The sequence below is a fragment of the Streptomyces sp. NBC_00289 genome (genome assembly GCF_041435115.1).
Classification (GTDB): domain Bacteria; phylum Actinomycetota; class Actinomycetes; order Streptomycetales; family Streptomycetaceae; genus Streptomyces.
Genome location: NZ_CP108046.1, coordinates 94774 through 121637, shown reverse-complemented (window position 1 = coordinate 121637; position 26864 = coordinate 94774). Strand labels below are relative to the sequence as shown.

General features: G+C 66.4%; 25 protein-coding genes and 6 pseudogenes. 15 read left to right on the top strand and 16 right to left on the bottom strand.

Annotated elements, in window-relative coordinates; genetic code table 11:
* Positions 1-246: 246 nt before the first annotated feature.
* The 3 genes and pseudogenes from OG985_RS00640 to OG985_RS00630 all read right to left on the bottom strand — a co-directional run bounded on the left by OG985_RS00640 (position 247) and on the right by OG985_RS00630 (position 1157).
* A complete protein-coding gene (locus OG985_RS00640; RefSeq protein ID WP_371666443.1) occupies positions 247-369 on the bottom strand; it encodes a hypothetical protein in 123 nt (40 codons plus the stop codon).
* 69 nt (positions 370-438) lie between these two features.
* Positions 439-636, bottom strand: a pseudogene (locus OG985_RS00635) (ISAs1 family transposase); the annotation flags it as partial.
* A 353-nt stretch (positions 637-989) separates the two neighbouring features.
* Positions 990-1157, bottom strand: a complete 168-nt coding sequence (locus OG985_RS00630) for a transposase family protein (RefSeq protein ID WP_371666442.1) — start codon at positions 1155-1157, stop codon at positions 990-992.
* Positions 1158-1234: 77 nt separating this feature from the next.
* On the opposite strand from OG985_RS00630, the gene OG985_RS00625 reads away from it, so the two are divergent.
* The 5 genes and pseudogenes from OG985_RS00625 to OG985_RS00605 all read left to right on the top strand — a co-directional run bounded on the left by OG985_RS00625 (position 1235) and on the right by OG985_RS00605 (position 5722).
* Positions 1235-1558: a hypothetical protein gene (locus tag OG985_RS00625; protein ID WP_371666441.1), complete on the top strand. Its 324-nt coding sequence runs from the start codon at positions 1235-1237 to the stop codon at positions 1556-1558.
* Positions 1559-1617: 59 nt separating this feature from the next.
* Positions 1618-2268, top strand: a pseudogene (locus tag OG985_RS00620) (transposase); the annotation flags it as partial.
* A gap of 145 nt (positions 2269-2413) precedes the next feature.
* Positions 2414-4057: an IS1182 family transposase gene (locus tag OG985_RS00615; RefSeq protein ID WP_371666440.1), complete on the top strand. Its 1644-nt coding sequence runs from the start codon at positions 2414-2416 to the stop codon at positions 4055-4057.
* Positions 4058-4076: 19 nt separating this feature from the next.
* Positions 4077-4820: pseudogene (locus OG985_RS00610) on the top strand (transposase); the annotation flags it as partial.
* A gap of 203 nt (positions 4821-5023) precedes the next feature.
* Entirely contained in the window at positions 5024-5722 is a 699-nt protein-coding gene (locus OG985_RS00605) for a tetratricopeptide repeat protein (RefSeq protein ID WP_371666439.1), read from the top strand.
* Between the two features lie 86 nt (positions 5723-5808).
* Here the strand turns inward: OG985_RS00605 and OG985_RS00600 are convergent, their stop codons facing one another.
* Positions 5809-7266 (bottom strand): NF041680 family putative transposase, encoded by a 1458-nt coding sequence (locus OG985_RS00600; RefSeq protein WP_371666438.1) that lies wholly within the window; start codon positions 7264-7266, stop codon positions 5809-5811.
* Between the two features lie 171 nt (positions 7267-7437).
* Here OG985_RS00600 and OG985_RS00595 point away from each other — a divergent pair, with 171 nt between their 5' ends.
* Entirely contained in the window at positions 7438-8238 is an 801-nt protein-coding gene (locus OG985_RS00595) for a hypothetical protein (RefSeq protein ID WP_371666437.1), read from the top strand.
* A gap of 361 nt (positions 8239-8599) precedes the next feature.
* Positions 8600-8866: a hypothetical protein gene (locus OG985_RS00590; RefSeq protein WP_371666436.1), complete on the top strand. Its 267-nt coding sequence runs from the start codon at positions 8600-8602 to the stop codon at positions 8864-8866.
* 137 nt (positions 8867-9003) lie between these two features.
* On the opposite strand, the gene OG985_RS00585 is transcribed toward OG985_RS00590, so the two are convergent.
* The 6 genes and pseudogenes from OG985_RS00585 to OG985_RS00560 form a co-directional block, all read right to left on the bottom strand.
* Positions 9004-9411 carry a transposase gene (locus OG985_RS00585; protein ID WP_371674202.1) on the bottom strand — a complete coding sequence of 136 codons (408 nt, stop codon included), beginning with the start codon at positions 9409-9411 and terminating at the stop codon, positions 9004-9006.
* 63 nt (positions 9412-9474) lie between these two features.
* Positions 9475-9645, bottom strand: a complete 171-nt coding sequence (locus OG985_RS00580; protein ID WP_371674201.1) for a transposase — start codon at positions 9643-9645, stop codon at positions 9475-9477.
* 19 nt (positions 9646-9664) lie between these two features.
* Positions 9665-9802: pseudogene (locus OG985_RS00575) on the bottom strand (transposase family protein); the annotation flags it as partial.
* A gap of 296 nt (positions 9803-10098) precedes the next feature.
* Entirely contained in the window at positions 10099-10548 is a 450-nt protein-coding gene (locus OG985_RS00570; protein WP_371666435.1) for a single-stranded DNA-binding protein, read from the bottom strand.
* 178 nt (positions 10549-10726) lie between these two features.
* Positions 10727-11065 (bottom strand): annotated as a pseudogene (locus OG985_RS00565) (hypothetical protein).
* A gap of 155 nt (positions 11066-11220) precedes the next feature.
* Positions 11221-11832, bottom strand: a complete 612-nt coding sequence (locus tag OG985_RS00560) for a hypothetical protein (protein ID WP_371666434.1) — start codon at positions 11830-11832, stop codon at positions 11221-11223.
* A gap of 213 nt (positions 11833-12045) precedes the next feature.
* On the opposite strand from OG985_RS00560, the gene OG985_RS00555 reads away from it, so the two are divergent.
* The 5 genes and pseudogenes from OG985_RS00555 to OG985_RS00535 all read left to right on the top strand — a co-directional run bounded on the left by OG985_RS00555 (position 12046) and on the right by OG985_RS00535 (position 18418).
* A complete protein-coding gene (locus tag OG985_RS00555) occupies positions 12046-13362 on the top strand; it encodes an IS1380 family transposase (RefSeq protein WP_371674200.1) in 1317 nt (438 codons plus the stop codon).
* Positions 13363-13967: 605 nt separating this feature from the next.
* The gene (locus tag OG985_RS00550) at positions 13968-14246 is read left to right on the top strand and encodes a hypothetical protein (protein ID WP_371666433.1); all 279 of its coding nucleotides are present in this window, start codon (positions 13968-13970) and stop codon (positions 14244-14246) included.
* On the top strand, positions 14243-14533 hold the full coding sequence (locus OG985_RS00545) for a hypothetical protein (protein WP_371666432.1): 291 nt from the start codon (positions 14243-14245) through the stop codon (positions 14531-14533). Before OG985_RS00550 ends, OG985_RS00545 begins: the two co-directional genes overlap by 4 nt.
* A 591-nt stretch (positions 14534-15124) precedes the next feature.
* A pseudogene (locus OG985_RS00540) lies at positions 15125-16532 on the top strand (NF041680 family putative transposase).
* A 575-nt stretch (positions 16533-17107) separates the two neighbouring features.
* Complete coding sequence (locus OG985_RS00535; RefSeq protein WP_371666431.1) at positions 17108-18418, top strand: DUF6192 family protein; 1311 nt, start codon at positions 17108-17110, stop codon at positions 18416-18418.
* Between the two features lie 841 nt (positions 18419-19259).
* On the opposite strand, the gene OG985_RS00530 is transcribed toward OG985_RS00535, so the two are convergent.
* Both OG985_RS00530 and OG985_RS00525 read right to left on the bottom strand, forming a co-directional pair.
* Positions 19260-19976, bottom strand: a complete 717-nt coding sequence (locus tag OG985_RS00530) for a DUF4232 domain-containing protein (RefSeq protein WP_371666430.1) — start codon at positions 19974-19976, stop codon at positions 19260-19262.
* A gap of 341 nt (positions 19977-20317) precedes the next feature.
* Positions 20318-20743 (bottom strand): ISAs1 family transposase, encoded by a 426-nt coding sequence (locus OG985_RS00525; protein ID WP_371666429.1) that lies wholly within the window; start codon positions 20741-20743, stop codon positions 20318-20320.
* A gap of 222 nt (positions 20744-20965) precedes the next feature.
* Here OG985_RS00525 and OG985_RS00520 point away from each other — a divergent pair, with 222 nt between their 5' ends.
* Both OG985_RS00520 and OG985_RS00515 read left to right on the top strand, forming a co-directional pair.
* Positions 20966-21484 (top strand): transposase, encoded by a 519-nt coding sequence (locus OG985_RS00520; RefSeq protein WP_371666428.1) that lies wholly within the window; start codon positions 20966-20968, stop codon positions 21482-21484.
* Positions 21429-21977, top strand: coding sequence for an IS30 family transposase (locus OG985_RS00515; protein WP_371666427.1), 549 nt, complete (start codon positions 21429-21431; stop codon positions 21975-21977). Before OG985_RS00520 ends, OG985_RS00515 begins: the two co-directional genes overlap by 56 nt.
* A 295-nt stretch (positions 21978-22272) precedes the next feature.
* Here the strand turns inward: OG985_RS00515 and OG985_RS00510 are convergent, their stop codons facing one another.
* From OG985_RS00510 to OG985_RS00500, 3 genes are all read right to left on the bottom strand, one after another.
* Complete coding sequence (locus OG985_RS00510) at positions 22273-23787, bottom strand: amino acid permease (RefSeq protein WP_371666426.1); 1515 nt, start codon at positions 23785-23787, stop codon at positions 22273-22275.
* A 100-nt stretch (positions 23788-23887) separates the two neighbouring features.
* Positions 23888-24901, bottom strand: a complete 1014-nt coding sequence (locus OG985_RS00505) for a hypothetical protein (RefSeq protein WP_371666425.1) — start codon at positions 24899-24901, stop codon at positions 23888-23890.
* Positions 24902-25322: 421 nt separating this feature from the next.
* Positions 25323-25994, bottom strand: a complete 672-nt coding sequence (locus OG985_RS00500) for a hypothetical protein (RefSeq protein ID WP_371666424.1) — start codon at positions 25992-25994, stop codon at positions 25323-25325.
* Between the two features lie 185 nt (positions 25995-26179).
* Here OG985_RS00500 and OG985_RS00495 point away from each other — a divergent pair, with 185 nt between their 5' ends.
* A complete protein-coding gene (locus tag OG985_RS00495; RefSeq protein WP_371666423.1) occupies positions 26180-26422 on the top strand; it encodes a hypothetical protein in 243 nt (80 codons plus the stop codon).
* Positions 26423-26466: 44 nt separating this feature from the next.
* On the opposite strand, the gene OG985_RS00490 is transcribed toward OG985_RS00495, so the two are convergent.
* Positions 26467-26811, bottom strand: coding sequence for an ATP-binding protein (locus OG985_RS00490; protein ID WP_371666422.1), 345 nt, complete (start codon positions 26809-26811; stop codon positions 26467-26469).
* Between the last annotated feature and the right edge of the window lie 53 nt (positions 26812-26864).

Below are 26864 nucleotides of genomic sequence, written 5' to 3'. Positions count from 1 at the left end.
AGGGTGACTCGCCCAGGTGACGAGTGCCGCAGTCCCCGGAGTCACCAGCCGGCGTCGGCCGGGTCGGCGGTGCCGGGGAATCGAATCGCAGAGGCCTATGCCCTCGCTCGTCGAACTGGGCGAGCTCGCGTTCATAGTCGACGGTGATGAGCCGTAGTAGGTCTTGGGAGGAGATGCGCGTGGTAGCGCCGGGACATGTCCCGGCGCTACCACGGCCCCGGAGTGTTCCGGGATTGTCCGGTTTGGTCATGTGATGCCATGGAGCTTGAGGATGGTGGCCGGGGTGGTGTGGGCACGTCTGGCGCTGGCGGTGTTGGCCCAGCCGACGGCCCGCAGCGTGCCACGGACGATGTCGCTCAGGGTGGCCATGACGGCGGGGGTGTTGCGGGTGCGGATCGTGCGGGCGTCCTCGCCGAAGACGACGTCGCGGATCCAGTGGACGGAGTTCTCGATGGTCCAGTGGTCGCGGGCCCAGGCGGCGATCTCGGCGGGGGTAGCCTGCTCGGCGGGCAGGTCGGTGACCGCGTAGACGATCTCCAGTCCACTTCTTCTTGCCGAGCGGGCGGCTTCTGCGGCGGATGCGTACGACCTGGCGGGCGTGGGGAACAGGAGCCCGTTGACGCTGGCGACTTGCAGTTCGCGGATCTCCTCTCGGCCGTGACCGCGCTCGGCGGTGCGGTGCAGGACCGGTATCTGTTTCCAGGGAAGAGACTTGAGCTGGCGGGCGAGGTTCTTCTGGTTGCCCCCAGCGCGCTCGCTTCACCGGCGGTTGCTGTCTCGGCCAGGGCGGCCAGGCGTTGATAGCCGGCCCGGGTCAGCTTGTCGGGGCTGACCTTGGCGTAGGCGTCGCGCAGTGTCTTCTCGTCGGGGCAGCAGATCCGCCCGGCCAGCGGATCGTAGGGACATCCGAGGTCGGCCAGGGTCTGCTGATCGCAGCGGCGGACCCACTCGCCCACCGAGACAAGGGAGTTGTGGGCCCACCGTGGCCATCAACAGACGCCGATCGCCAGCAGAGTAGCCAGTTGATATCGCACTCCGCGCGGATCACGCGGGTCGGGCACCTGCGCCAGGACCTGCAGCAGCCCCTCGGGAACGACCGAGTCCACGCAGGTCGGCGATGCGGTCAGACGGGACGCGTCCGGAAGCGCAACGGACATGGGGGAAGATGGAGCGACGAGCACGGCACCCTTGCAGATCGTGGCAGCGTAGAGAACTTCCATGATCCACAAGCGCCGTGCTCGCCCTGCATCCGGGACCCGCCAGCGATCACCAGGTCAAACCGGACATCCCGGAAACGCTCCGGGGCCGTGGGGTGTTTACAGCCGGATGTGTGCTGTCAAGTTATGCGAGTGTTGTCGGTGAAGTTTTTGAGCACGGAGTTGCGATGCCAAGAGAATCGTTACTGAAAAAACGTATCAAACTTACCCAAATGCTTACAAATAGCCCCTCGCAGGCCGAAGTGCTGTTCGAGCGTGCGCTCGTCAATGCACAGTTAGCCTCGCGCTTTCGCGAGTGGGTCTGTCCGGGTCTTGATCAAAAAAGCGGAGAGTGCTGCTGACCTGCAACGATGGGACTTGTCGAGGGTCCTGTCACTGCAAGGAAAGAAGCACTCTCCAGGTGAAGAAGAGTAGCGGGTCGTACCCGCGCGTCCGTGTCGAGGGCGGCGGCCGCGGGGTGGTCTCGCAGGCCGGGGCGGTGCTGCTGGTCGAGACGGCCCGCAAGTGTGGCCTGGACGGTGCGATAGCGGCGGCACTGGCACCGTGGCGCAAGCCGCGGGCCGTGCACGACCCAGGCAAGATCCTGCTGGATGTGGCGCTGGCCGTCGCGCTCGGCGGCAACTGTCTGGCAGACGTCGGCATGCTGCGGGCCGAGCCGGCTGTGTTCGGCCCGGTGGCCTCCGATCCGACCGTCTCCCGCCTCGTCGACGCGCTCGCCGCCTCCGGCCCGAAGGCTCTTGCGGCAATCCGGGGCGCACGTTCCGAAGTACGCACGCGGGTCTGGGAGTTGGCCGGGACAAGCAGTCCGGCCGCCGACGGCCAAGTGATCGTGGACATCGACGGGGTACTGGTGCTCGCACACTCCGAGAAGCAGGACGCCACCCCGACCTGGAAGAAGACCTTCGGCCATCACCCGCTCGTCGCGTTCGTCGACCACGGCCCAGCCGGATCCGGGGAACCGGTGGCCGCCCTGCTGCGGCCCGGCAACGCGGGCTCCAACACCGCCGCCGACCACATCGAAACCGCCCAACTCGCCCTGGCCCAAGACCCTGATGGTTAATTCGTGCGGCTGAGGGTGCTGGTGGGAGTGGGTGGGCAGGTTCCTCCTGTGCCGGGAGGGTCCGGCCGGGGAGGGGCTCGTTTTGTCGATGTCGCCGCGGTCGTGGCCGGAACCGTCGCCGGAGATCGCTGCGGCGGTGCGGAAGATATACGCGCGTAAGGAGCCGCCGCTCGCGGTGGCGATCCGGGACCAGTTGCCCGAGGTGTTCCCGGACACGGAGTTCTCCGGTGCGTTCGGTGCACGGGGCCGACCGGCACTCTCGCCGGGCCTGCTGGCGCTGGTCACGGTGCTGCAGATGGCGGAGAACCTCACCGACCGGCAGGCCGCCGATGCCGCCCGCAAGGACCTCACCTGGAAATACGCGCTCGGGCTCGGCCTGGCGGACGAGGGGTTCGACGCGTCGGTGTTGTCGGAGTTCCGCACCCGGGTGGTCGAGCACGGCCTGGAGGAGCGGGCCTTGGACCTGCTGCTGGCCGCGTTGAAGGAGAAGGGCCTGGTCAAGCCGGGCGGGAAGCAGCGGACAGACTCCACTCACGTGATCAGCGCGGTGCGGGACATGAACCGCCTGGAGTTGGCCGGTGAGAGTGTGCGGGCCGTGCTGGAGGCGCTTGCGGCCGCGGCACCGGGCTGGCTCGCCACGGTCGTGGACGTCGAACCATGGTCCAGGCGTTATGCGGCCCGGGTCGATTCCTGGCGGCTGCCCGTCACCGCGTCCAAGCGCGCCGACCTGGCCGTCGCGTTCGGAACGGATGCGGTCACACTGCTGGAAGCGGTCTACCGCGCCGACGTGCCGGGATGGCTGCGCGAGCTGCCCGCGGTGCAGGTCTTGCGGACCGTACTGGTGCAGAACTACCAGGTCACCGACACCCCCAGAGGACGGGAGGTGCGGCGGCGGGCGGCGGACGAGGACGGTCTCCCGCCGGCCAGAGTCCGTCTCGGCTCTCCGTACGACACCGACGCCCGCTGGGCGGCCAAGGGCGAGGACTTGTTCTGGCTGGGATACAAGATCCACCTGTCCGAGACCTGTGACGACGATGATGGCGACAACCGCGCCCCGAACCTGGTCACGAACGTGGCCACGACCGATGCCACCGTGCCGGACGCGTCGATGACCGAGCCGATCCACCAGACCCTGGCCGGCCGGAAACTGGCTCCGGGCGAGCACTACGTCGACTCCGGCTATCCCTCCGCGGCGCTTGTCGCCTCCTCGCTCAAGGACTTCGGCACCGTGCTGATCAGCCCGCTGTTGGGCGACTGCTCGCCCCAGGCCAGAGCCGGTGCCGGCTACGACCGGGCCGCGTTCGCCATCGACTTCGAACAGCAGAACGCCGTCTGCCCGCAGGGCCGCACCAGCTCGTCCTGGAGCCCCTGCACCCAGCGCGGCACCGACGCCGTGGTCATCAAGTTCGCCAAGACCACCTGCCAGCCGTGCCCGGCCCGGGGCCGGTGCACCACCTCGAAGGCCGGATACCGGCAGCTCACCGTCCTGCCCCGCCAACTCCACGAGCTCCAGCACACCGCCCGCCTCGCCCAGGCCACCCGTGACTGGCAGCACGAATACCGACGACGAGCAGGCGTCGAGGGCACCATCCGCCAGGCCGTCGCGGTCACCGGCACCCGCCGTGCCCGCTACCGCGGCCTGGCCCGGACGCACCTCGAGCACGTCTACTCGGCCGTCGCTCTCAACCTCATCCGACTCCACGCCTGGTGGAACGGCCACCCCATGGACCGGACCAGGACCAGCCACCTCGCCCGCCTCGAACTCGCCCTCGCGGCTTGACCCCGAATTAACCATCAGGGTCGCCCAACTGCCCAAACACCTGCGGCGGGGACGGCAGACACTGATCCGCACCGACTCCGCCGGCGGCACCCACACCTTCCTCGACTGGCTCTCCCGCCGGGGCCGGTGGCTGTCGTATTCCGTCGGAATGACCACCACCGACGCCATCCACCAGGCCGTACTGAAGATCCCGAAGAAGGCATGGACACCCGCCTACGACGCCGACGGCACCGAGCGGCCCGGCGCCTGGGTCGCCGAGATCACCGACATGCCCGACCTGAGTACCTGGCCCACGGGCATGCGGCTGATCGTCCGCAAAGAACGCCCGCACCCCGGCGCCCAGTTGCGCTTCACCGACCTCGACGGCAACCGGCTCACCTGCTTCGCGACCAACACGAAAGGCGGCCAGCTCGCCGACCTCGAACTGCGTCACCGCAGACGGGCACGCTGCGAGGACCGCATCCGAGGCGCCCGTGCCACCGGCCTGCGCAATCTGCCCCTGCACGACACGGCCCAGAACCAGATCTGGCTGGAGATCGTCTCCCTCGCGCTCGACCTCCTCGCCTGGATGCCGATGCTCGCGCTGACCGGCGAGGCCCGCCGCTGGGAACCCAAGAAGCTCCGGCTGCGGCTGTTCTCCGCCGCCGCTCAGCTCGTGAACACCGGCCGTCGCCGCTGGCTCCGCCTGCCCGCCCGATGGCCCTGGACCGCTGTCATCAGCCACGCGATCGTCAGGCTCCACGCCCTGCCGAACCCCGGTTGACCAGCCACATCGCCCGTCCCGACAAACCCGCACCACCACACCGGTGAAGTGGAACCCGGCGCCCATCCGACGCGAGAGCCGGGCCCTCGGCCTGCCCCAGCCCCGAAAAGACCCCACCACACAAACGCAGAGTCCCCGTCAACAAACCGACAAGGACTCATGAACGATCGAGGTTAGGACGGCGGGGGCGCGCAGTACGTGACATGGCCAGTGCGCTCGCGCTCAACGATGACCTGATCGAGCGAGCGCGGAGGGAATTCACAAAGTACGCTGGTGATCCCTTCGTTGTTGATGTCCTGGCACCGCAAAGCCCTATGGCGAAGGTCGTTTGGATGCTGCATTCCGAGAAATTTGCGAAGGCTCAGAAGCGGCTCACCCCCCTGCTTGCCGCCGAGCCGGAGAATCCGTCACTTCTCTTTCTTGCATCTCAGGCAGCAGCCGCACTAGACAGCTACGAGGCGGCGATATCGTTCGCAGAGAAGTGCATTACAATAGATCCCGACTTCACTGATGCACACTTCAACCTCGCTTTTGCTCATGAGGCGCTTCAGCATCACGAACAAGCTCTCGGGTCCTACCGCGCGGCACTGGCGCTTGAAGACGACCACGAAAGCTCGGCGTTCAATCTGATTCTGCTGTTGCGGAGGCTGGATCTTCATGTGGAGGCTGCCGAAGTCGGCGGGAGAACGTTGGCCGCATTGCCGATGGCTCTCATGGTGCGCTACAAACATGCTGAGACTCTGGCGATCTTGGGGAGACCCAACGATTCGCTGCGCGAACTTGAGAAGATAGTCGAGCGCGATCCCGCAGCAAGCAAATCCGTGGCTGACAATGAGCACTTTGCGCCTTACCTTGAAATCCAGGAATGGCAGTTGCTGATCGAATGTGATCACATCGTCTGATCAGAGACTTGCGGGTCTATCGGCGATACCGAGTGGATCGACATCGGTGGCTCTTGTCTTTACGGGTGCGCAAGCTAGCTTGATCTTTAACCTGTGCGGCGTGGTCGTGGGGTGGTCGACTTCTTCGTTCGTTGTTTCGCCGCCGGTGTTTTGCGGGGTGTGTGAACGTCGTGGCGTGGGGTGGGTCGGGTGTTCTTTCGGCCTGGTGGTCGTCGGGGGCCAGGACGGGTGGGTTTCGGTGCTTGGGCCGGGCAGCTGGCCTTGGGGCGGATGTGCCGGAAGTCGCGGCGGACTCGGGCGGGGGTGAGTCTGTCCGGCGGAGTTGGTCTTTCCCAGGGGCGACGTCGGTCGGCCGCCAGCGGCCGGGCGAGCCGCAGTTGGGTGTAGGCGGCGAGGATCAGCCAGGTCCATCGGTCGGCTGCCTCGGGGGTGCGGATCTTCGGGGAGGTCCAGCCGAGGGTCTGTTTGAACAGGCGGAAGGTGTGCTCGATGTCGAAGCGTCGCAGGTATACCTGCCAGAGACGGTCGGCATCTGCCGGGGTGGCGTCGGTGCCGGACCACCACAGCCAGACTGGCTTGGGGGTTGCTCCGCTGGGCAGGTGGTCGATGTCCAGGCGGATCACCGTCCCTTCGACGATCGGGAGGGTGCCGTCGGCAGCGGCCCAGGAGGAACGGTGGGTCAGTTTGGGGTGCAGGCGGTCCCAGGAGCGGGCCCTGGCGGTGCCGTAGAGACGGGTGTCGGCGACGGCCTCGGTGTCCGGGGTGCCCCAGGTGTCGGGCTGTCCGAAGACGAACTCGCCACCGTGCCGGGGCGGCCGGCCCTGGGTGTGCGGCAGCCGCGGTGGGACAGCCCTGCGCAGGACCCGGTCGGATCGCATCCTGGCCAGCACCTGGACCGGCAGGTCTTTGAGGAGAAAGCCAAGGCGGGGCGCGTCGTATCCGGCGTCCGCGACGACGAGGATGTCCGGGTCACCCGCCTGCCACTGCCCCGCTGCGATCAGTCGCTGCAGTAGATCACGCAGTTGCCGGGCGGTGACGGTGGCGGTGTCATCACCGGGCGCCAGCCGCAGTGCGTCCAGTGGTGCGGTCCATGAGCTGCGGCCCGGCTCCAGCGCGCAGATGATCGAGTAGGGCCAGCCCGGGACCGGGATGTGGTGGTCCTTGCCCCGGCCGTACGTGTGGCACAGGATCCGCTGCGGTGAGGTGTGCGCGTCGGGCCGCAGCCAGCAGGTGACGTCGATGGCCAGGACCAGCCGGCCGTCGGCAGCCCGTGGCAGTTGCACCTCGGCCAGTGCCCGCCGCAGCCGGCCGGCATCGATGCGACCACGGGCCACCGCCGCGTAGAGCCCGCCATGACCGCGACGGTGTTCACCCACCAGCGACAGCTCGGCCAGAGACCTCACCGGCCCGTCACCGCACAGGATGGCATCAGCGAGCTCGAACAAGGCGTCCGAACGAGCGGTCAGACAGGCGTAGAACTCGCCCCGGAAGCATGACAGTTGTGCCAACGCCTCCGATTGGGCGTCGTGATGCAGCAGACTCATCCTCACGGCCTTCGTTCTGAATGTGTGTGTTCCTTGGTCGGAGCACATGTTCAGACGAAGGCCGCCTCCACGTACGGCAGTTACCGGACCGAGTGATCAAGTTCGACGCGTCATTCGACGCCAGGCGTTAAAGATCAAGCTAGGGCATGTTTCGTAAATAAGACTGGGTAAATGTTTACTCGAGTGGGGCATTTCCGTGCACTTTATGGAGGCGTTCGCAAGTTGAGTTACTTTTCGGCAGCGTTGACCCTTGCTGGCGCAGCGGCGAATGTGTCTGATGCCGCCGTAGATCGCTTGGACCTGCTGGAGGCCACGCACGGCGTTGTCTTGCCTGCAGCGGTCCGCGAATGGTACTCCCGCCCCAAGCTGGTGGATCTCCTCGCTGCGACATCGAGCCTGGAACGAATCTACCCAATAAGGGACTTCGGGTATTGGGGGCCGTATTGGCGTTTTCCCGGTGGCGCCAGCGACCAGGAGGCGGAGCCCGGCGAGGAAGCTTCCAGGGTCGATCCGTTGGCTCTCGGCCTCCTGCCGTTCATGGAGGAGGATCAAGGCGTGTGGTTCATGGTCGCGCGCCTCAACGGCGCAGATGACCCGCCGCTGGTAGTTTCTTTTGATGTGGTGGGACCCGAGATGCAGTGGCAGCCGCATGTGGCGCGCTTCTCCGATCTGATCTACACCCGCCTGTGGGACGTATTCCCGGACGGATTTTCCCTAAGCGGTCGAGCGCTACCAGTAACCCAGGTCGATTTGACGACGCTCGGAACAGAGCTCCAACAGATGCAGTCTTCGTTTGAAGTTCCTGCCGGGACCACTTTCCGGTATGCCGACCGGTCCGGCGACCAGCGGGTGCTTTTGGTCGAGAGGTCACCGAACTGCTGGGATATCACCTTGTGGTCGGCAGGGAGAGAACTACTGAAAGATCTCGCTGCAAGGCTGGGATCAGTCAGCTTCCTACCAGAGCTTGCCTGATATCGCTGAACACCACAGCCACCCGCGCCTGACACTGCGGGGGAAACCTGTTGTGTTCATCCCCAGATGAGGGTTGTCCCGGCAGAAACCGGGACAACCCCGCAGCCCCAACAACAACAAAAAGCTGCCTTCAGACGCGAAAGCAGCACTCGTGCGATCGCTCATCTGAAGGACAGGAAGATCCCCACCACCCACTACCGCGACCCCCTCGGCGCCCTTTCTCTCGTCGCCAAGACAATCACCGCCCTCGACTTCCAAGAGCTGGTGAAACCCCTGTCACCAGGCCAGCGGCCAAGGCGCGACACGAAATGCCGATCCGACCCCTCAGAACAGCGCCAGGCCTTCACCCCTGGTGTCGGCGATGACCGGCCGGGACTGGGCGGGCAGGTCGTCCAGGCGGTCGGGGCCGGTATCCCGCTCCCTCGAACGGCAGCCTGTCGAAAAGATCCCGGCGCTCGATCCGGGACAGGCCGTATGGAAGGTCGGTCCGGACTACGTCGACATCATCCAGACCGTCCTCAGCGAAGAGGAAGCCACGCTCACCGACACATCCTCGCGCCGCCGCAAGGCGCAGCAGGCCCTGGCCTCGTTGTTTCACGGCGGCGGTCGGTTGATCTTGCGTCCGTGATGTCGCGTTGATTCCTGTCCGGGGACGGTGCCGGTCAGGGGCGCGCGTCGGCTGACGTACCGGATGACGCCGGGTTCCACGGGCCCGGGGCCTGCTGGTGGCCCCCTCTCGGCGTTCGATGTGATCGTTTGTGCTGGTCAGATGGGGTGCGGCAGAGCGAGGATGCGCCGGAAGGCGCGGATGATGATGCCGGCCCAGGGCCAGGTGCCGGGAAGTTTCAGGCGTCGTTTCCGCTGGCCGCGGACGAGGCGGGCGGGCACGTGGAGGACGCGGTAGCGCAACGTCTTCGGAGTGGCCCTGGCCATCTCGCCGTCCAGGGCGAGGAGCTGGAACCAGCAGCGGAGATCGGCGGCGAGGGTGGTGGCGGTGAGCCAGGAGGCGTTGACGTTCAACTCGCGCGAGGGCAACAGGCCGATCCCGGACGCCTTCTGATCGCGGATCTTGGGCTCGATCCTGGCGTGCTTGCGGTGCCGGCCGTCCAGATGGGCGATCTGTCCCCGGCGATGGTTGGTCGCGAAGGTCTGGTAGCGCGCCTCGTGCTTGATCTCGTAGGCGCTGGCGTCCTTGACGTAGCGGGGGTGGAGGGGTTCCTTGCGGGGTCTTCGAAGTTAAGCGGTGCGGAGGTGTCCGCGGGCTCGGCGGGTGGTCACGCAGCGTGTGCGTAGGCGCTGGCTGACGGCATTGCGGAAACCGAACGCGTTGCGGGCGACCAGCTTGATCACGCGGTTGATTCCCTCGCTCTTGGCGTTGTGGTGTCCGGTGTCGATGAACTCGGCGATCTCGGGCGTAGCGCCAGGCGGTGGCCGTGCTGATGCCGAAGCCTGCGGCGATCTGTTCGAGGGTGTCGTGCTTGCGCAGGTAGACCAGGGTGCACCGGGCCCGGTCGTACGGACGCAGTCTGCAGCGCCGGCCGGCTTCACAGGACACGATCACCATCGTGACCAGCTCCAGGAGCTCCGGATCGACATCGCATCCGGCACCATAGGAGAACACGGGGCATCTCCGCAGGTGAAGGTTATGTCTGGCGACTCTCCAAACCAACGGGATGCCCCGTTCGGCACGCCACCGGCAACACTTTGCCGACCCTCACCCGCAGGCCGTACAAGTGAAAAAGGCTCATTGACGTCGACTACTGAGACTGGGAGTCAGGACGCGAAATTCCTACCATCGATGACCCCCGAATCCTAGGAATATTATCGCCGCCCGTGTTCACCTCTCACGAGGCCGGAAGCTCAGAAGGGGTGTGGCTGCGTCTCGGCGCTGGGCTGTTGCGGCTGCTGACCCGGGACTGGTGCGGCTGCTCCGCTGCCGCTGGGCCGATAGGCCTTGGTGACAGACGCGGTCGCGTACGTGAGGGAGACCGCGACGTCTTCGGCATCCATCTCGACGACGGTGCGGCGCTGTCCCTCGTTGTCGTCGAAGGTCCGCTGCTTGAGCCGTCCGGTGACGATGATGCGCATGCCCTTGGTCAGGGACCCGGCAGCATTCTCGGCGGGCTGCCGCCACAGCGAACACCGCAGGAACAGCGGCTCGCCATCCACCCACTGGCCCCGTTCACGGTCGTACGTGCGCGGCGTCGATGCAACCGTGAAACCGGCCACCGGAATTCCTGCCGTTGTGAACCGGAGTTCCGGATCAGCGGTCAAGTTCCCCACAACCGTCGCCAGCGTTTCGCCCGCCACTGCCCACCACTCCCACCAAGATCGTTCAGGATGTCCGGCCACAGTAGCCGGTCCCCCTGACGGTGGAGGCATCAACGGCTGAAGGCACAAGCGCAGACCGGCAAGGTGCGCGCGTACGCATGCGGCAGCCGGGCTTGCTTCGAGCCGTGGCAGCCCGGGCTCAACAGACGGCGCCAGGTCAGATCCCGGGTCCGTAACCGGGGGCCGGGTGCTGGCGCGGGGTCCACCACTCCGTGAGCGCCCCACACCCCGAATGCGAGCGCGGCCACGGCCGCGAGTGCCGCGGCCCGGGGGCGGCGCACCCACCGTATGGTCAGCACCCAGGCGAAGGCCGGAGCCAGAGCGCCGCCAAGCACGATGAGCGGCAGACCGACGAAGAGTACGCTCAGATCACGGCATGGCCTTCGAACCCTCCATCGATACTGAACGCGGCCCGCGGCGCCCACACGAGCGCCGCGATAGCAGCACCGAGGCCGGCGAGGAGGCATCCGACGCCGCCGGAATTCTTCGAAGTCATGGTCAATGGCCTCCAGTGATGGTCGCTCGTGCTCGCGATAGACGTTGGCGGCACGGTTCGCAGTTCCGACCGGCAGGGAAGAGTGATCCCGCCGACCGGGAAATCCGATTTCCTCAAAATGGGCAATCGCCTCTTCCAAGGTGAGTTTCAGACGGTCAGCCGCTGCTATCTGACCAATCCCGGTCCTGGATTTCTGTGCCCTCGGGGCCCAGTCCAGTGCGGTCGGCGTGTTCTCGCATGCGACTGCCGTACTCGGCGTGGTGGGTCAGCGAGGTGTAGTCGTCGAAGTCCAGGTCGATCACTCCGGCGAGTTCGGCCAGGTACACATCGAGTCCCGGGTACATCACGGCGACATAGGGCAGGTCGTCAATATCGGTCACCAGGATGGGGTATTCACCGGTGGAGTCGGCTTCCCCCGGATACAGCAGGCGCCGGGAGTCGCAGCCACCGACGAGGGGGAAGCACCGCCCAGGCAGCAGCCCCTCGAAAGCGGTGAACACTTCCACCCATGGGCCGTCCTGTTCGGTGAACCCGTGCATCTGCGCCGTGGTCTCGCCCAACGGCTGGCCTTCCAGGAGGGGGTGCTGTGGGCTCTTGAGCCAGCCCAGCTCGGTGAGCCACGAGCCGTCGAAGGCGAGCCAGCGCTGCAGGCTCGGCGGCAACGACCTGTCTCCGGGCAGTCGCAATCGGGCTATCACTTCTGCTGGCACCGGCACCGGATCGGAAATGACCGGCGCATCCGTCGTGTCCCAACCGTGCTGCGTCACCTGCTCGACCTCGGGTATTCAGCCGGGCGAGCCGGTCTGACTCGGAGTTAGCGAAAGGTGCCCCGTGGCCTGCGAGGATGCGAGTGTCGAGGTCGTATCAGCGCAAGAGTCAGGTGCACCTTTCTGGGACCGGCGGCTGTCTGTGACGGCTGATGGGAAGGGGCTGGTCGGGCATGCCGGGGTGCTGCTGCACGGGTCGCGGACCAGGTCGGGCTGACCGCCGCGCTTGCGCGGCTGTGGCCGGCAGGCGGGAGCGCGAACTGGCGGGACCGTACGCACGTGCTGCTGGGCCTGGCCTCGGCGATCGTGCTCGGGGCGACGAACCTGTCCGACGCCGGGCAACTCCAGGCCCACCACCAGGCGATCTTCGGCCCGGCCGCGTCGGACTCCACCGCGCACCGTCTGCTGGCCGACCTCGACCGGCGGGCGCGCGGGCGGATCGCGAAAGCCCGCGCGCGGGTACGCCGCCGGGTGTGGGACGTGCTCGCGCTGCGTCCCGGCGGCTTCCCCTGGCTGACGGTGGCCGGCAAGGTGCTGACCGGCTGGATCGTGATCGACATCGACGCCACGATCATCAACGCGTCCTCCAAGAAGGAGGGCGCCGCGGCCACCTTCAAGAAGACGTTCGGCTTCCACCCGCTCGCGGCGTGGTGTGCCAACACCCAGGAGTCGTTGGCCATGCTGCTGCGCGAGGGCAACGCGGGCTCGAACACGGTCGCCGACCACCTCGCCGTGCTCGCGGACGCGCTTCGGCAGATCCCCGACAGCTCCCGCGCGAAGATCCTGGTCCGCGTCGACGGCGCGGGCGCCACCCACGAACTGCTGGAGCACCTGGAGAAGCTGAACACCGCCCGGCGCACCGTGCGCTACCTGACCGGCTGGACCATCACCGCCGACGACGAGCAGGCCATCGTGAAACTGCCGGCCGCAGCCTGGGACGCGCTGCTCGAACAGGACGGCACACCCCACGAAAGCTATGGGGTCGCGGAGTTGACCGGGCTGAACCGGCGGCCGGGCTGGCCGGACGGGATGCGGCTGCTGGTCCGCCGGGTCAAACCGTCCGGGCGGCAGGTCAAGAAGCTGACCGCGTTCGAGAAGAAGACCGGCTGGAAGTACAGCATCGTCGCCACGAACATCCGCCACATGTGGGGCATCGCCGGCTCCCACCAGCCGCAGTGGCTCGATGCCCTCAGCCGCTCCCACGCCACGGTCGAGGACCGCGTGCGTGGTGACAAGGCGATGGGCCTGCGTAACCTGCCGTCCAAGAAGTGGCAGGTCAACCAGGGGTGGATGCTCGCCGCGAACATCGGCCACGACCTGGACTGCTGGGTCCGTCTCCTGGCCCTGCACGACCAGGACGATCTGGTGCGCGCCGAGCCCGACACGATGCGGTTCCGGATCTACCACCTTCCCGCCCGCCTGGCCCACCACGCCCGCCGCCGGTGGTTGCGGATCGAACGCACCTGGCCCTGGGCCCACGCGTTCACTCTGGCCTGGCAGCGGCTGACCGACCTCCCGGCCGTCACTTGACGGTCGGCCACCATCCCAGCGAGGACCAGGAAGGAGCAGACCGGAAGGACTCCGGCCCCGTGGAGGCCGGCGCACCCGCAGCGTCACGCGACGGCCCGTCCTCGAACGGCAGAGGACAAAACGGGCAGCCCGCCAGGCCAGTCAGTCGATGGCCACCGCTGAAGAATCGAGGTCGATCACCCGATCGACCAGGTGGACCCCATGCATATCCACGTTCATGGTCCGGACGATCTCATGTGCCGTTGACAGCGGCTGAGCGCAGCACGTACTCAGTCTCTGCTCTCTCGGTGTACCCGGACCCGGTCCTGTGGATTTCCGCTACCGCGGAGGTAAGTGTCCTGTGGTACCAGCACGACGCGCTCGATCAGCGAGTCCCGTTTCTCGACATGGTTACCGGGCTGTGAGCGTCGGGCATGCCGGTCCAGCGGCAGAGGAGGGAATCAGAACGAACGGCCGGAGGACATTACGGGCGAACTGTCGAGCAGGTCAGCTACCGAGTCCTGCTGACGAATCGAGGTTGGGGACCTGGTGATCTGTAGGGTGAGCGGGGGCAGACCTTGGACTACTCGTGGGGCGCTGGAGCCTTGGACAGTGAAGGGGACTCTGTGTCCGTGCAGCCCGAGCATCCGGCAGACAGCCGGGTTGCCGCGATCCCTCGGACCATTAGTGCCATCGGCGACTCTCTGACTGACGAGGACCGTGCGCGCTTTCACGGCGAGGTACTGACCGTTGAGGAGGACGAGGTTCCCGGCGTGATGCGCCGCTGGTGGAAGGCCGTCATGCTCGACCGTGCCCGGGAGGCCGAGACCAGTCGGGTCAGCGCCAGCCGCCCTCTGTTCGCGGTCGAGGACCTGTTGGAGCAGGTAGAAAAGGGGGTCGGATGACCGGCCGGCCACGGCGCGGCTGGACGGTATGGACGGAGGAGATCCCGGCGAGTGTCATACTCGATATGCCCCCGGAACTGTCCAAAATGGTCCTGCATTTCTTGCATGCCCTGGGAATCGAGGCGGGCACCGCTGTCGATGCCAACCGTAAGCCGCCCGGCGATCCGATGGACGACTCCGGCATCCGCTACTCGCTGGAAGTCCCTGAAGAGTCAGTCATCATCGAATACGCGGTCATCCGGGAAGAACGGCAGATCAGGGTTTCGGCCCTGGTCTGGTTTCATTGAGTCTCCCACGGCCTGGGCCTCGTCCTGGCGGACCCACAGCGGGGTAGAGCACCTCCCTGGACCATCAAAATCCATTGTCAGGGTGTCCACTCCCAAAGATCAGCCTCACCGCGCGCGGGGTCGGGCAGGGGATACTCACGGCCGTCGCTGTGCTTGAGAGCCTCGCCTCGATAGCCGGCCTGCCTTGAAGTCCAGCACACACACGGGTGGCCTTCGCGTCCGAGACGGCGTGCCACAGCCGATGCCGACGCTGCTCCTGACGGACCTGAAGCCACCGGCTGGCCCACCGCTACGGGCCTGGAGAGGTTCTGGCCCTGCCGGGGACACTACGGGGCCCCGGAGGTTCAGTCTGGGCACGGCATACGAAGTACTTCCGCGACCTTGCTTCACCGCATCCTTGTTTGAGTGCTTCAGTCGCCTGCATACGCCGCCGCTCCAGATCAACTGGACTCAGCTTGTTCTTTTTCTTCCGGCCCCGAACGGTGTCTCGAACTAAGTCGCTCACCTGAGGGTTCGTCGGACGTGGGGGCGGCCTTCGTCTGATCATGTGCTCCGACCAAGGTGCACGTGACCACGACGAAGGCCGTGAGGATGAGTCTGCTGCCTGATGCTGTCCGCAGGGAAGCGTTCGCGGAAGCGTCACGCTTCCGGGGCGAGTTCTACGAGTGTCTGACCGCTCGGCGCGACGAACTGTTCGAGTTGGTGGACGCGGTGCTGTGTGCCGATGGTGCGGTGAAGTCCGCGGTGGACTTGACCCTTCTGCCCGAGCATCGGCGCGGGCACGGAGCGATGTACGGAGGCTTGAACCGCGGCCGGATCGACGTCGACCGGCTTCGGACGCTGCTGGCAGGGCTGCCCTTGCCGCGTTTCGACGGCGGGCGCCTGGTCTTGGCGGTCGATGTGTCGCCGTGGCTCCGCTCGGACGCGCCGTGCTCAGCCGACCGGCTGTTCTGTCACGTCTATGGCCGCGCGAAGACGGCATCGCAGTTCATTCCGGGCTGGCCCTATTCCTTCGTGGCCGTCCTGGAGCCGGGTGCCACGTCCTGGACCGCGATCCTGGACGCGGTCCGGCTCGGCCCGGCGGACGACGCGACCGCGGTCACGGCCTCCCAGCTGCGGGGTGTCATCGAACGGCTCATCGCCGCAGGCCAGTGGCAGGTCGGGGGCCCGGATATCGTGCTGGGTCCTGCGCGACCTGCCCGTCGAGCTGGTCGGCCGGGTCCGTTCCGACCGCGTCATGCGCCTGCCGAAGCCGCCTCGCGTCCACGACCCGAAGGGCGGGCGGCCACCCAAGCACGGCCCGGAATTCCGCTTCACCAGGCCGGAAACCTGGCCCGAGCCCGCGATCACCACGGTCACTGACACCACCAACTACGGCAAGGCCGAAACCCAGGCCTGGGACCGGGTCCACCCACGGCTCACCCACCGCTCCTCATGGCTCGACCACGACGGTGAACTTCCCCTGGTCGAGGGGACGTTGATCCGGTTGAAAGTCGAGCATCTGTCCAAGGACCGCGATGCCCCGCCGGTATGGTTATGGTCCTCCAAGACGGGCGCCACCCCGGAAGACGTGGACCGCTTCTGGCAGGCATTCCTCCGCCGCTTCGACCTGGAGCACACCTTCCGATTCGCGAAGCAGACCCTCGGCTGGACCACTCCGAAACTGCGTACTCCCGAGGCGGCGGACCGCTGGACCTGGATCCTGATCGTCGCTCACACCCAGCTCCGGCTCGCCCGGCCCCTCGCCGAAGACCTCCGCCGGCCGTGGGAGAAACCCGCCACCTCCGACCGGCTCACCCCGGCCCGGGTCCGCCGGGGGTTCAGGAACATTCGCGCCTACCTCGCCTGCCCGACCCGTGTTCCCAAACCCCGAGGCACCGGCCCCGGACGACCACCCGGCGCCAAGAACAGACACCGGGCACCCCGCTACGACGTCGGCAAGACCGTCAAACGCCCCGAGAGCCTCAAAGCCATCGGCAAGCCGGGAAGGTCTTGGTAGATAAAGAACAAGCTCAGTGTCTGTCTGAGATCTCTGGCCCTACGTTCCGGTGATCGGGATGCTGGGCGGTATGGCGTCTGGTGGGGTGGTTCGAAGGTATTGCCGGGAGTGTGGGGTGCCGCTGTCGCCGGCGAAGCTGGCGACAGCGGTGTTCTGTTCGGGTAGGTGCAGGTCACGGCGGTGGCGGGTGCTGGATCAGGCTCGCCGACGGGTGGCGGCGATGCAGCGTGGGGACGATGCGGTGTGTCCGGTCTGCGGCCGGGGATGGACGGTGGGGGTTGAACATCGGCGATCGGCGGTGTTCTGTTCGTCGCGGTGTCGCACTCGGGCCTAGAGGGGCAGGGTGCCACGGGATTCCGTCACGGTGACGTCATAGGCGAACGCTGCTTCCGTCCCGGCAGGACCACAGGTTCCGCAGAGGGGTAACGGCCTCGTCGTCGCGCATCGCGCGCCTCCCTCGCGCCTGCCGCTGGGGAAAGCGGGGCTCCACTCTGGTCGTGACCTGGGCTGATGTGTTGTCGTGCGGCCGCTGTCCGGTGGGTGGCCCTGCCCGGGATGAAGAGGGTGGAGGCGGTATGTCGGAGCGGGTCGGGAGCGTGTCACGGACGCGTTACGAACAGCTGGTGGCCGAAGCGAGGGAACTGGTCGCGCAGGTCGCGAAGACCCAGTTCGCTCTCGGGGACAAGGCTGTGGAGATCGAACCGATAAGGCCGGTGGGCGGATCGGTGGCCAAGGGCACCGAGGAGCTGTTCACGGTCGAGGAGCCGCTGCAGATGTTCGCCGACGACATCGGGGTGGCCCTGGCCACGGTGACGGACTGGCGGTGGACCGCGTCGCGCTGGCCGGCCGGCAGGCGCAAGGACGGAGTGCCGTTCACCGTCCACAAGATCCTTGCGTCGATTCCGGACGAGGCCGAGCGGTGGGCCGCCATCGAGGACGCCCCGTTCAACCCTCGGGCCAACAAGAAACAGTGGACCACGGACGGGGCGAAACGCCTGGTCGGGCAGCAGGTCGACCGGCCGGTGACGGTCGAGGAGAAGGTCCGGGCGGTCAGGGATCTGACCCGCGACGACGAGGTCGCCGTGAAGGTCACGGCCAGTCTGCTGAGCCGTCCGGAGACCGCGGCCGCGCTGCCGGCCGCTGACCGGGTCCGCGTGGTGAAGGAGCTGACCCGCGATGACGAGGTGGCCACGCACGTCACCTCCGAGCTGCTGCAACGGCCCCGCGTCGCGCGGCAGGCCATGCGCAACGACGACACCCGCTTCACGGTCAACCGGGCCCAGTTCGACAACAGCGAAGAGACCCGGGAGAAGATCCGCGACCGTATCCCGGCGGTCCGCAGGATCGAGCACACCCTCGAATACTTGGACCTGGTCGGCTCCTGCCACCAGTATGTCGCCACCCTGGGCCGGCTCGTCCCGCGGATGCGCGACCAGGAGTTCACCAACGACGAGCGCGAGACGATCCGCGGCGGGATCGCGAAGGTCCGCGGTGCCGCGGACTGGCTGGAGGCCGCGGTCGACACCGGCCACTTCACCCTGGACGAGCAGCTCGCCCAGCTCTCCTCAAGGGCGAATGAGCCATGGCCGCCCTCGCGCAGCACCGGCCGGCCAGACGATCTCCACAGGGAGCCCGTAGGCCTGGGCTGTGGCTACGACATCCGCCGTCCCACCGCGCCCACCCTGGATGCCGTCCCACACGGCCATCAGCAACTCGGCACGACCCAGGAGCACACGGTTGGCGGCAACATAGGCATCATGCGTGGTCCGCCGGTACGGCATCACCTTGATTTCAGCGGCCGCCTGGCACAGGCGATCAAAGTCATCGGCATGACTCGGATCCACCATGCGTTCCCGGTAGTCCCACGAGGGGATCACCGCGATTAACCGTCCTCCCACGGCCAAAACGGCATCCGCGAAGACCCTGTCCGCACCTGCGGCCAGGCAAGATATACCAGCCAACTCCAAGGCTGGGTATCGGAGGAGCCTAGACACCAGGGCTTCTCTGATCAGAGGCTTGCTCACCTCCGTGAGGTTCGCATGCCCAGTCACTGCGATCGATGTCATCTCATTCACTCGGTCTTTTAGCGGAGCTGGCATGGAAAACGGCTGATCGTGGCGCTGGAAACAAGGCGAGCACGCGCCCCTGCCACCCTACGAAATCCCGATGAAGCCAGACCATCTTCTCCAGCTGAGCAGATCACCTGGCCAGAGATTTCGAACACTCACTTAACGTGAAACATTGCTGGGCTGATGTCAACTCGACTCAGGAGAAGCGGAATTGGGCTTCTCATTTGTCGGTGTCGTGCCGTAGAAACGAGTGGCCCACACAAGACAAGGGGCGCGCCCTGACACTTTGGCGAGAGGCAGGCGCGCCCCTTGAGAGGATCAGGAGGGACATGTCCGTCCCGACCCCCAGTGCACCGCCCGATCGGCAGCGACGGCACTATGGGTACTGTTCCAGTCGCTGACTGATCACAGCGTTCGTCGACTTCAGGGGGGTGGGGTCTTGCCGGTGCACAGTCCGTTCACGGCGGTATGGGGCGACGGTCAGCGGGAGGGTAGCCTGCCAGCCCAACGACCCCGCCCTGAGTAGCCGACTTGTGTGAGGGCTCGTCAGACTGCAGAGTAAGGCCGTTGCTGTTGATGAAGGACGGGAACACAAACCGGGGCTTGTGAATCGCCCTCCCGGCCTCATCCCAACCGAAGCGGCGAGGCTAGCTCCAGATCACGAGGTGAAGGCACCGACCTTGGCGGTTGTTCCTCCCATGTATATAGCTTCGCCCCACTTTTCCACCGCGAGGTAGCCAAACTCGTCAAAATTGAGCTGCGCGCTTTCAAGGGACGGCTTGGACGCGTCTACTGTGTACCAGAGTAGTGCTGTCGCCGTTGCGTGAGGCTTGAGGGTGATGGGGGCCTGGGCGGCGTCCGTAGTGCTCTTGACGGGCAAATCATTTCCGGCGGCGCCGAACGTGGCGTCCAAGACCTTCGGCAACACGCAGTCCTTGGACGACGTGTTCTCCACCATGAACCTGCCCTTGCCTCTGGTTCCCGCTTCGGAGAGACCGTCGAGACTGGCCTTCAACTTCTGCTTGTCGCACAGCATGGCGTGCTGTCCGTATCCATCGCCATCGCTGTATTCGTCTGGGCCAGGTGCGCCGTTTCCGTATCCATCGCCATCGCTGTATTCGTCTGGGCCGGGCGCGCCGTTGCTGCTGCCGTCCGTGGTGCCCTTCGACCCGCCGGAGGAACCCGTTCCTTCGGAGCCCTTAGTGGGTGCCGACGGGGATGCCTTGCCGTTATCTCGACCGGCTTTGGTTGATGTGCTCGCGGAGGACTTACTGGCCGCCTTGCCTGTCTCTTCGTCGGTAGTGCAGGCCGTCAGGGCCGCGAGACTGGCCAGCAGAAGGGCGGCGATGGTAAGCCGATCGCTAGTTGACAACACCAAATGCTCCTTGCGCCTTCGAAAGCAGGTCAGGTGGGGGATCCAAAGATTCTGGCACCCCCCGTTCCGCTGACTACCCTCAGCTCAGGCAGCGCCCCCTGACTAGAGCAGCCGATACTCGATAGCGTGAACTGTCAGGGTTTTCTGGATCTGATCCGAAAATGAAGTAGTGCCCGGGCAGGTCGAGTTGACTCTCCGGCGTCGGTGTCCTGATGGATGCGGCAGGCGGGGAGGGTTCAGGTGGTGGCGGGGCAGGATTTTGGAACAGCCCTGGGCCCCACCTGATCAAGGGGTCGGTGTCCAGGGCGATTGCAAAGTCCTTCGATCGTGTGTCGCGCAGGTCAGTTGAGGCCGAGTAGGGCCAGTGGCCGCTCGTAGGGGCGGAGGGCTGTGGTGCGGAGTCCGGCGGCGATGTTGGTGTGGCCGGCGTCGCGGAGTTGGTTGATGGCGAAGCTGCGGAGGGTGGCCATGTTCTCCGGGCTGTGCCCGGTGCGGATCTTGGAGGCGTCTTCGCGGAAGGCGGTGTCGCGGACGAAGTGGAGCCTGTTTTCGATCACCCAGTGCGCCCTCAAGATCGTTGCGATCCGTTCGGGAGACGCTTGGCGGCTGGTCAGGTCGGTGATCACGTAGACCGTTTCCCGGCTCTGCTTGCCGGTCTTGGTGTCGGTGCGGTGGCGTACGGCCTTGGCGACCTGGGCGGCGTGGGGTACTCGACCGTCCGGATCACAAGATCGTTGACAGAACCCTGATCTTGACGTTGATGGCATCGACGAACAAAACGGGGTAAACACCTTGAGTTCTATTGGTTGTTGCGAACGCTCCGGAAGGAGAGTGTTTGCATGCCGAGGTACGCCCCCAACAGAGTGCCGACTGCGGTGAAGAAGAGGTACTTCGAGCTGCTGCACGCGGGGTATCGAGGTGCGGCTGCCGCCCGCCAGGTCGGGGTGTCCACGAGCTGCGGTTCGTTGTGGTTCATCGATGCTGGGAGCATGATCATTGCTGACCCCGGCCCGATATCGCCGCGCTTCCTCACCCAGGACGACCGCATCGCGATCGCCGACGGCCTGCACTCCGATCAGAGCGTGAAGCGGATCGCGGCCTCGATCGGGAAGAGCTTTCAGAGCGTCTACCGGGAGATCGAGCGCAACAGCAAGCCGGACGGCCGCTACAACCCCTGGTGGGCCCACAATCGCGCCCTCCTGCGTCGCAGGCGTCCCAAAGAGGAGAAGATCCGGGTCGGCGAGCCGCTGCGGACGTTCGTGCGCGAGAAGCTCACTGAGAAGTGGTCTCCTCAGCAGATCTCGCGTCACCTGGCCCGCGAACACGCCCACGACACATCGATGCGGGCATGCCCGGAGACGATCTACCGGGCCCTGTTTGCCGGCCTCCTCGGCCGGCGCGACGCTCAAGCTCCGCACCGGCCGAACCCGACGCAAGAAGCAGCGTCGCGGCGTGCCCACCCTGAACAAGATCAAGAACATGACGCTGATCCACCGGCGCCCCGTTGAGGTCAACGACCGCAGATCTCCCGGGCATTGGGAGGGAGACCTCATCATCGGCCGCGGACAGGGCTCGGCGATCGGCACCCTGGTCGAGCGCACCACCCGTTACGTTCACCTGATCCACCTGCCCGGCGGCTGGAAGGCCCCGCAGGTGCGCAACGCGCTGATCACGCAGACCGCGCATATCCCGCCCCAGATGAAGAGAACCCTCACCTGGGACCAGGGGCGCGAACTGACGCTCCACGAGGACATCGAGGCCCTCACCGGCTTCCGGATCTACTTCTGCGACCCTCACTCGCCCTGGCAGCGCGGCACCAACGAGAACATGAACGGCCTGCTGCGGCAGTACTTTCCCAAAGGCACCGATCTGTCAGTCCACACCGCACAAGACCTTCGCGCCGTCGCCCGCCAACTCAACCACCGACCCCGCATCGTCCTCGGGGACAAGACCCCGGCCGAGGCCATGCAAGAATGCCTCACAGGCCCATTGACCAGGTGATTCGCAACCACTGATGGAAACCGCCCTTGCTCCCAGCCGGTGAGGTCGAAGCCGTCGAGCGGCGCCATGTCGACGTCGGTGGCCAGGAGGTAGGCGCACATGTCGGCTCCGGGCAGCATGCGTTCCAGGAAGTTGCGGGCGTCGAAGATTTTGCCCTTCAGGCGTCCTTGCATGTCCGGTGCGGCGAGCATGATCTGGGAGATGGTTCGCTCCTCGACCAGGGTATGGAGCGTTTTCATGGAGAGCGTGCGCCGGGGCCGGGGGCCTTCGACGGGGGTGGTGGGTGCTGTGGTCATCAGTAGCCTCCGGTGAATCCGACGGCCTCACTGGGCAGAGCGGCGTGGGCTGCGGTGAGCTGGTAGTCGCGTTTGCCGCGGGTCATCCAGGTGATTGCGGCCAGCAGGAGAGCTACCAGAAGGCTCAGGCTGGCGTAGTTGAAGGATTGGGCGGTGATCGGCGCGGTCTGCGGCAGGCAGAACACCACGGTGATGATTACGACGTAGGTGATGGCGATGACGCCGATGGGCCGCCGCCACCGCCCCAGGGACCAGGCCCCGGGCTGGTAGTGGCGGCCCTTGCGCAGGGCGAGGAAGACGGGGATGCCGTAGGCGGGGACCATGCCGACTGCGTTGATCGCTGTGATTGCGCCGTAGGCGGCCGGAGACCACAGGGCAGGCAGGGCGAGGATGAACGGGACCGCGGTGCAGAGCCAGACGGCTCGGGTGGGGGTCTTCGTCCTCGCGTTGACCTGACGCCAGCTCTGCCAGCCGGGCAGGGCGCGGCTGCGGGAGAACGCGTAGACCATGCGGCTGCCCGCGGCTACCTCGGCGTTGCCGCAGAACAGCATCGCGATGATGACGACCAGGAGGAGTGCCTTAGCGCCTTGGGCGCCGAGGACGTCGAGGAAGATCTGTGCGGGCGGCACGCCGGTCGCGGTGTTCTGGGTTCCGGCGTAGTCCTGGATCGCGAAGAGCATGCCGGCCAGCAGGACGAACCCGGCCAGCCAGGAGACCCAGATGGAGCGGACGATGCCCTTGGGGGCGGAGGTGGAGGCGTCGGTGGTCTCTTCGGCCACGTGGGAGCTGGCGTCGTAGCCGCAGAACGTGTAGCCGGCCAGCAGAGAACCGACGACGGCCACGTAGACGGGGCTGGTGAAGCCGGTGTCGTTGTGGAAGTGCGTGAACACGAAAGCAGCGGACTGGTGTGGGGCCGGGGCGAGCATGAGGGCGCCGACGATGGCCGTTACGCCCAGGAGCTGCCACCACACCGAGATCGAGTTCAGGACGTTGACTCGGCGCACGCCGGCTGAGTTGAGCAGTCCGTGCAGGAGGAGGATGGCCCCGAATATCAGCAGGGTGCCGGTAGTGGTGGGGGTGATGTCCCACTGGAGCTGTGCGAAGGCGCCGATGAAGGCCGCGGCTCCGTAGTCGATGCCGGCGATCGCGCCGAGCAGGCCGAGCAGGTTCAGCCAGCCGGTGTACCAGCCCCACCGTCTGCCGCCGAGTTTCTCGGCCATGAAGTAGGGGCCGCCGGAGGTGGGGTAGGCGGAGACCACGTCGGCCAGCGACATGCCCACCAGCAGCGTCATGCCGCCGATCACGGCCCAGCTGCCGAGCATGACGACCGGTCCGCCGTGGCCGAGGCCGAATCCGAATAACGACATGCCGCCGGCCAGGATGCAGATGACCGAGAAGCTGATCGCGAAGTTCCCGAAGGAGCCCATCTTGCGGGACAGCTCCGGCTTGATCCCGAGGGCGGCCAGGACGTCATCGTCATCCAGCACATGCGGACTGGCACTTCTGTGAGACACCAGAAACCTCGTTCCAGACAGGAAGGGACGAGAAGGGGCGGGGTGGGGGTGGTGTGGAGTGAAGGTCAGATGCGGGAGCGGTGAGGCGGTGCGCGGATGGTCATGCGGACACGGCCCTATCGAGGACAGCGGTTCGGATGCGCAGGAACTCGTCCGCCCACTCTTTGGAGCGGCCGAGGCTGTCGTTGACGTCCTTCCACGGCTGCGGCGTCGCGTAGGGGCCCAGAGCGCGAAACACCTTCGCCGCCCGCGCGGTTTGTCCGCAGGCCACCAGGGCGTGCGCCAGGTGGTTCAGGTCCCAGTGCGACACCCAGCAGTACTCGGTCGGCGGGACATGGGCGAACCACTCCTCGTAGGCCCTGGTGGCGTAGTGGGCTACCTGGGCTGTCTGCCAGAACTGGAGTGCACCGCTCTGGCCTTTGCCGTGCTGAGCCCGGTAGAGGTCCATCAGCGCGTACAGCGGCAGCATCAGCAGCTCGGGATTCTCCAGGCGGCCGGAGACGAGCCACTGCGCGTACTGGAGAGAGACACCGGCGCCGGCGCGGTACAGGAAATGCTCGCGCATGCGGTGGTGGCCGTCCCGGCTGCCGGGGTGACGCACATTGGCCTCAGCCAGAAGGGGCCAGGGCCCGGGGAAATGCATCGTGGGGTCGTTCAGCCGGTCCCAGGGCAGGGGACGGCTGCGCCGTAAGGGGTCTAAAAGGATCGGATCGAACGGCAGTCGGCTCAGCTGGAGGCGGCCGCACCACGGTTCCGGAGACTGCGGCCACAGGTCAGCCGCCCTCTTCCATTCCTGCTGCGCCATCGAGGCGGCGCGGCCCATCACGCTGAGGCTTTGGCCCCTGCGGGCGAGGTCGGTCGCTCCCTGGGTGAGCGCGCGAGCCCACAGCATGGACGCGTACTGGTTGGCCGGTTCCTCATCCCGCCACATCTTGAGGATGCCGCGCAGGCCCGCGTCTGCCGCCAGGAGCTGGCTGCGGCTGGCGAGGAGCGACCAGTTGGAGCCTGTCCGGTGCAGCAGGTCGCGGGCGGCCGCGTAGCGGCCCAGCTTCAAGTCCTCCAGTGCTGCCCGCAAATCGGAATCGGCACCGACCGGGCTGAGGATGAGATGCATGCCATTGGGGGGCGCCGTACGGACTCCGCGGCGGGTGGGCGCACCACTGGTCACTGATGAATCGGGCATGGGGAGCCTCGGCGAGGTTGGGGGTGGTGGGGCCGGTTCAGTCAAGGTCCGTCGGGGCCAACTGGGTCGCTCGAGGACGCCGACAGGACGGCCTGCACGGTCTTCCCGGTATGTCCGCCCGAGTGGTCCGAGAGGAGCTTCCAAAGCAGACGTCCTCGGTAGTGGCTCACCCACCAGGGCGTGGGGCTACGGCCTTGGCAGGGTGCACGAGGCAACGCCTCACGGTCTCGTGCTGTCGTCACGGTCCTCTCCCATCGATCGCATGTCACGTGGTGCGAGTCCGGCGCGGGGCGGGGTAGGCGGGGGGTTTCCCGCGCCGGACGCTCAGGCCTGCCCGATGGCCTTGGGATTGTCAGGCAGGGGTTTGTGCCTCTGCCAGCTCTCGTTGCAGCGTGTTGAGGTCGAGGACGCGGAAGCTGCTGAGCCGGCGGATGAGCTGGGAGGCGAGGAAGGTCGTCAGATTGGGGTGGCCGTAGGGCAGGGGCTGGTCGGGCTTGGCCACCACGTGGACGCCGTCACCGTTCAGGCCGTAGAGGGTGCCGGTCACCCCGTACAACGGGGCGCTGGTGGCCAGGAAAACCATCGGCTTCGCCTCCAGGTGCGGGCACAGCGCGGCAGCCGTACGGGCATGTCGTGGGCAGACGGGGGGCTGGTTGGTGAGGATCTGCGGCTGGGTGGGGTCGTGGTCGCCCGGCCCGGCGAGGAAGATGAAACCGAGTGGAGTGCGTGCATGTCGGGTACACACCTGGCAGCGCAGCGCCTGCATCGTCATCATCTGCCGGTAGGGATGCATGAGTTTCCATAACGGCGCGCCCGTTGGCATCCCACGCTCGTCGACCGCATTGAAGGCGCAGCGCGCCCACAGCACCCCGCGCAGGTCCCGGTCCCTTACGTCCTCGTCACGGTAGTGGAGCCGGTAGTTGCCGGGTCCGTGCTGGAGGATGAGCAGGTTGTCCGGTGCGGCCTGTTCACCTTCCCGGTGGGTGATGAAGGGAATGAGGCCCGGCTCGCTCACGGAGTGCATGGATCGGTTCGTCTTTCTCGTCTGCGACAGGCTGTAGGAGATGAGTGGGGGAGCGGTCATGTCGCTTCGTTGAGTCGCTTGCCGCGGCCAGTTGATCGAGGAGCTCGTTGACGGTCCAGGCCATGCGGCGCAGGCGCTCGACGGCCTGCCTGACGTCTTCCGGCAGTTCCTGTGCGCGGAATTGCGTGCTGGCCAGCCAGCGGGTTATCGCTCGAGCCTTTGTGGCTGGCTGGGGATGCGGCGGCGATGTCGGCCAGCTGTATCAGGTGCTCGTGGAGCCGTTGGGCAAGGACGGCGAGGTTGTCCTTGCGAGGTGGCACATCGTCGAGGGCGTCACAGATGTCCTCGAGGGGCGCGTCACCGTCGAAAGTCCCCCACTGTCGCATCTTCCCCAGCAGCGCGCTCAGCGCTGTGGCATCCAGGCGTGATGCCCAGGCCTGCGCGGATCGGGTGGGCATGGTGGCGGTCGGTGTCATGGTCGTTCCTGTGCCGAAACGGCCAGAGTGCACCAGGTGGTGGCGCCGGCGTTGTCGGTGCCCCACGTCCCGTTGTTTACCTCCGCGATGGCCTGGACGAGGTGGAGGCCGCGCCCTGATTCGCTGTGAGTGCCCCCTTGCCGGCGGGTGGCGGTGCCCGGCATTCCGTCCGTGACGGTGACGCGCAGGAAGCCGCCCTGGACCGTGATGACAAGGCTGATGTCCTGGCTGCCGCTGTGCAGGACGGCATTGGTCAGGAGCTCGGAGACGATGATCATGACGTCGTCCGTCATTGAGGCCAGTCCGCAGTACCTGAGTCGTGCGGCGGCGATCCGGCGCATGATTCCCACCCGGTATGCGTCCTCGGCACGGGGCGGGGCGTCATTGGGGCAAG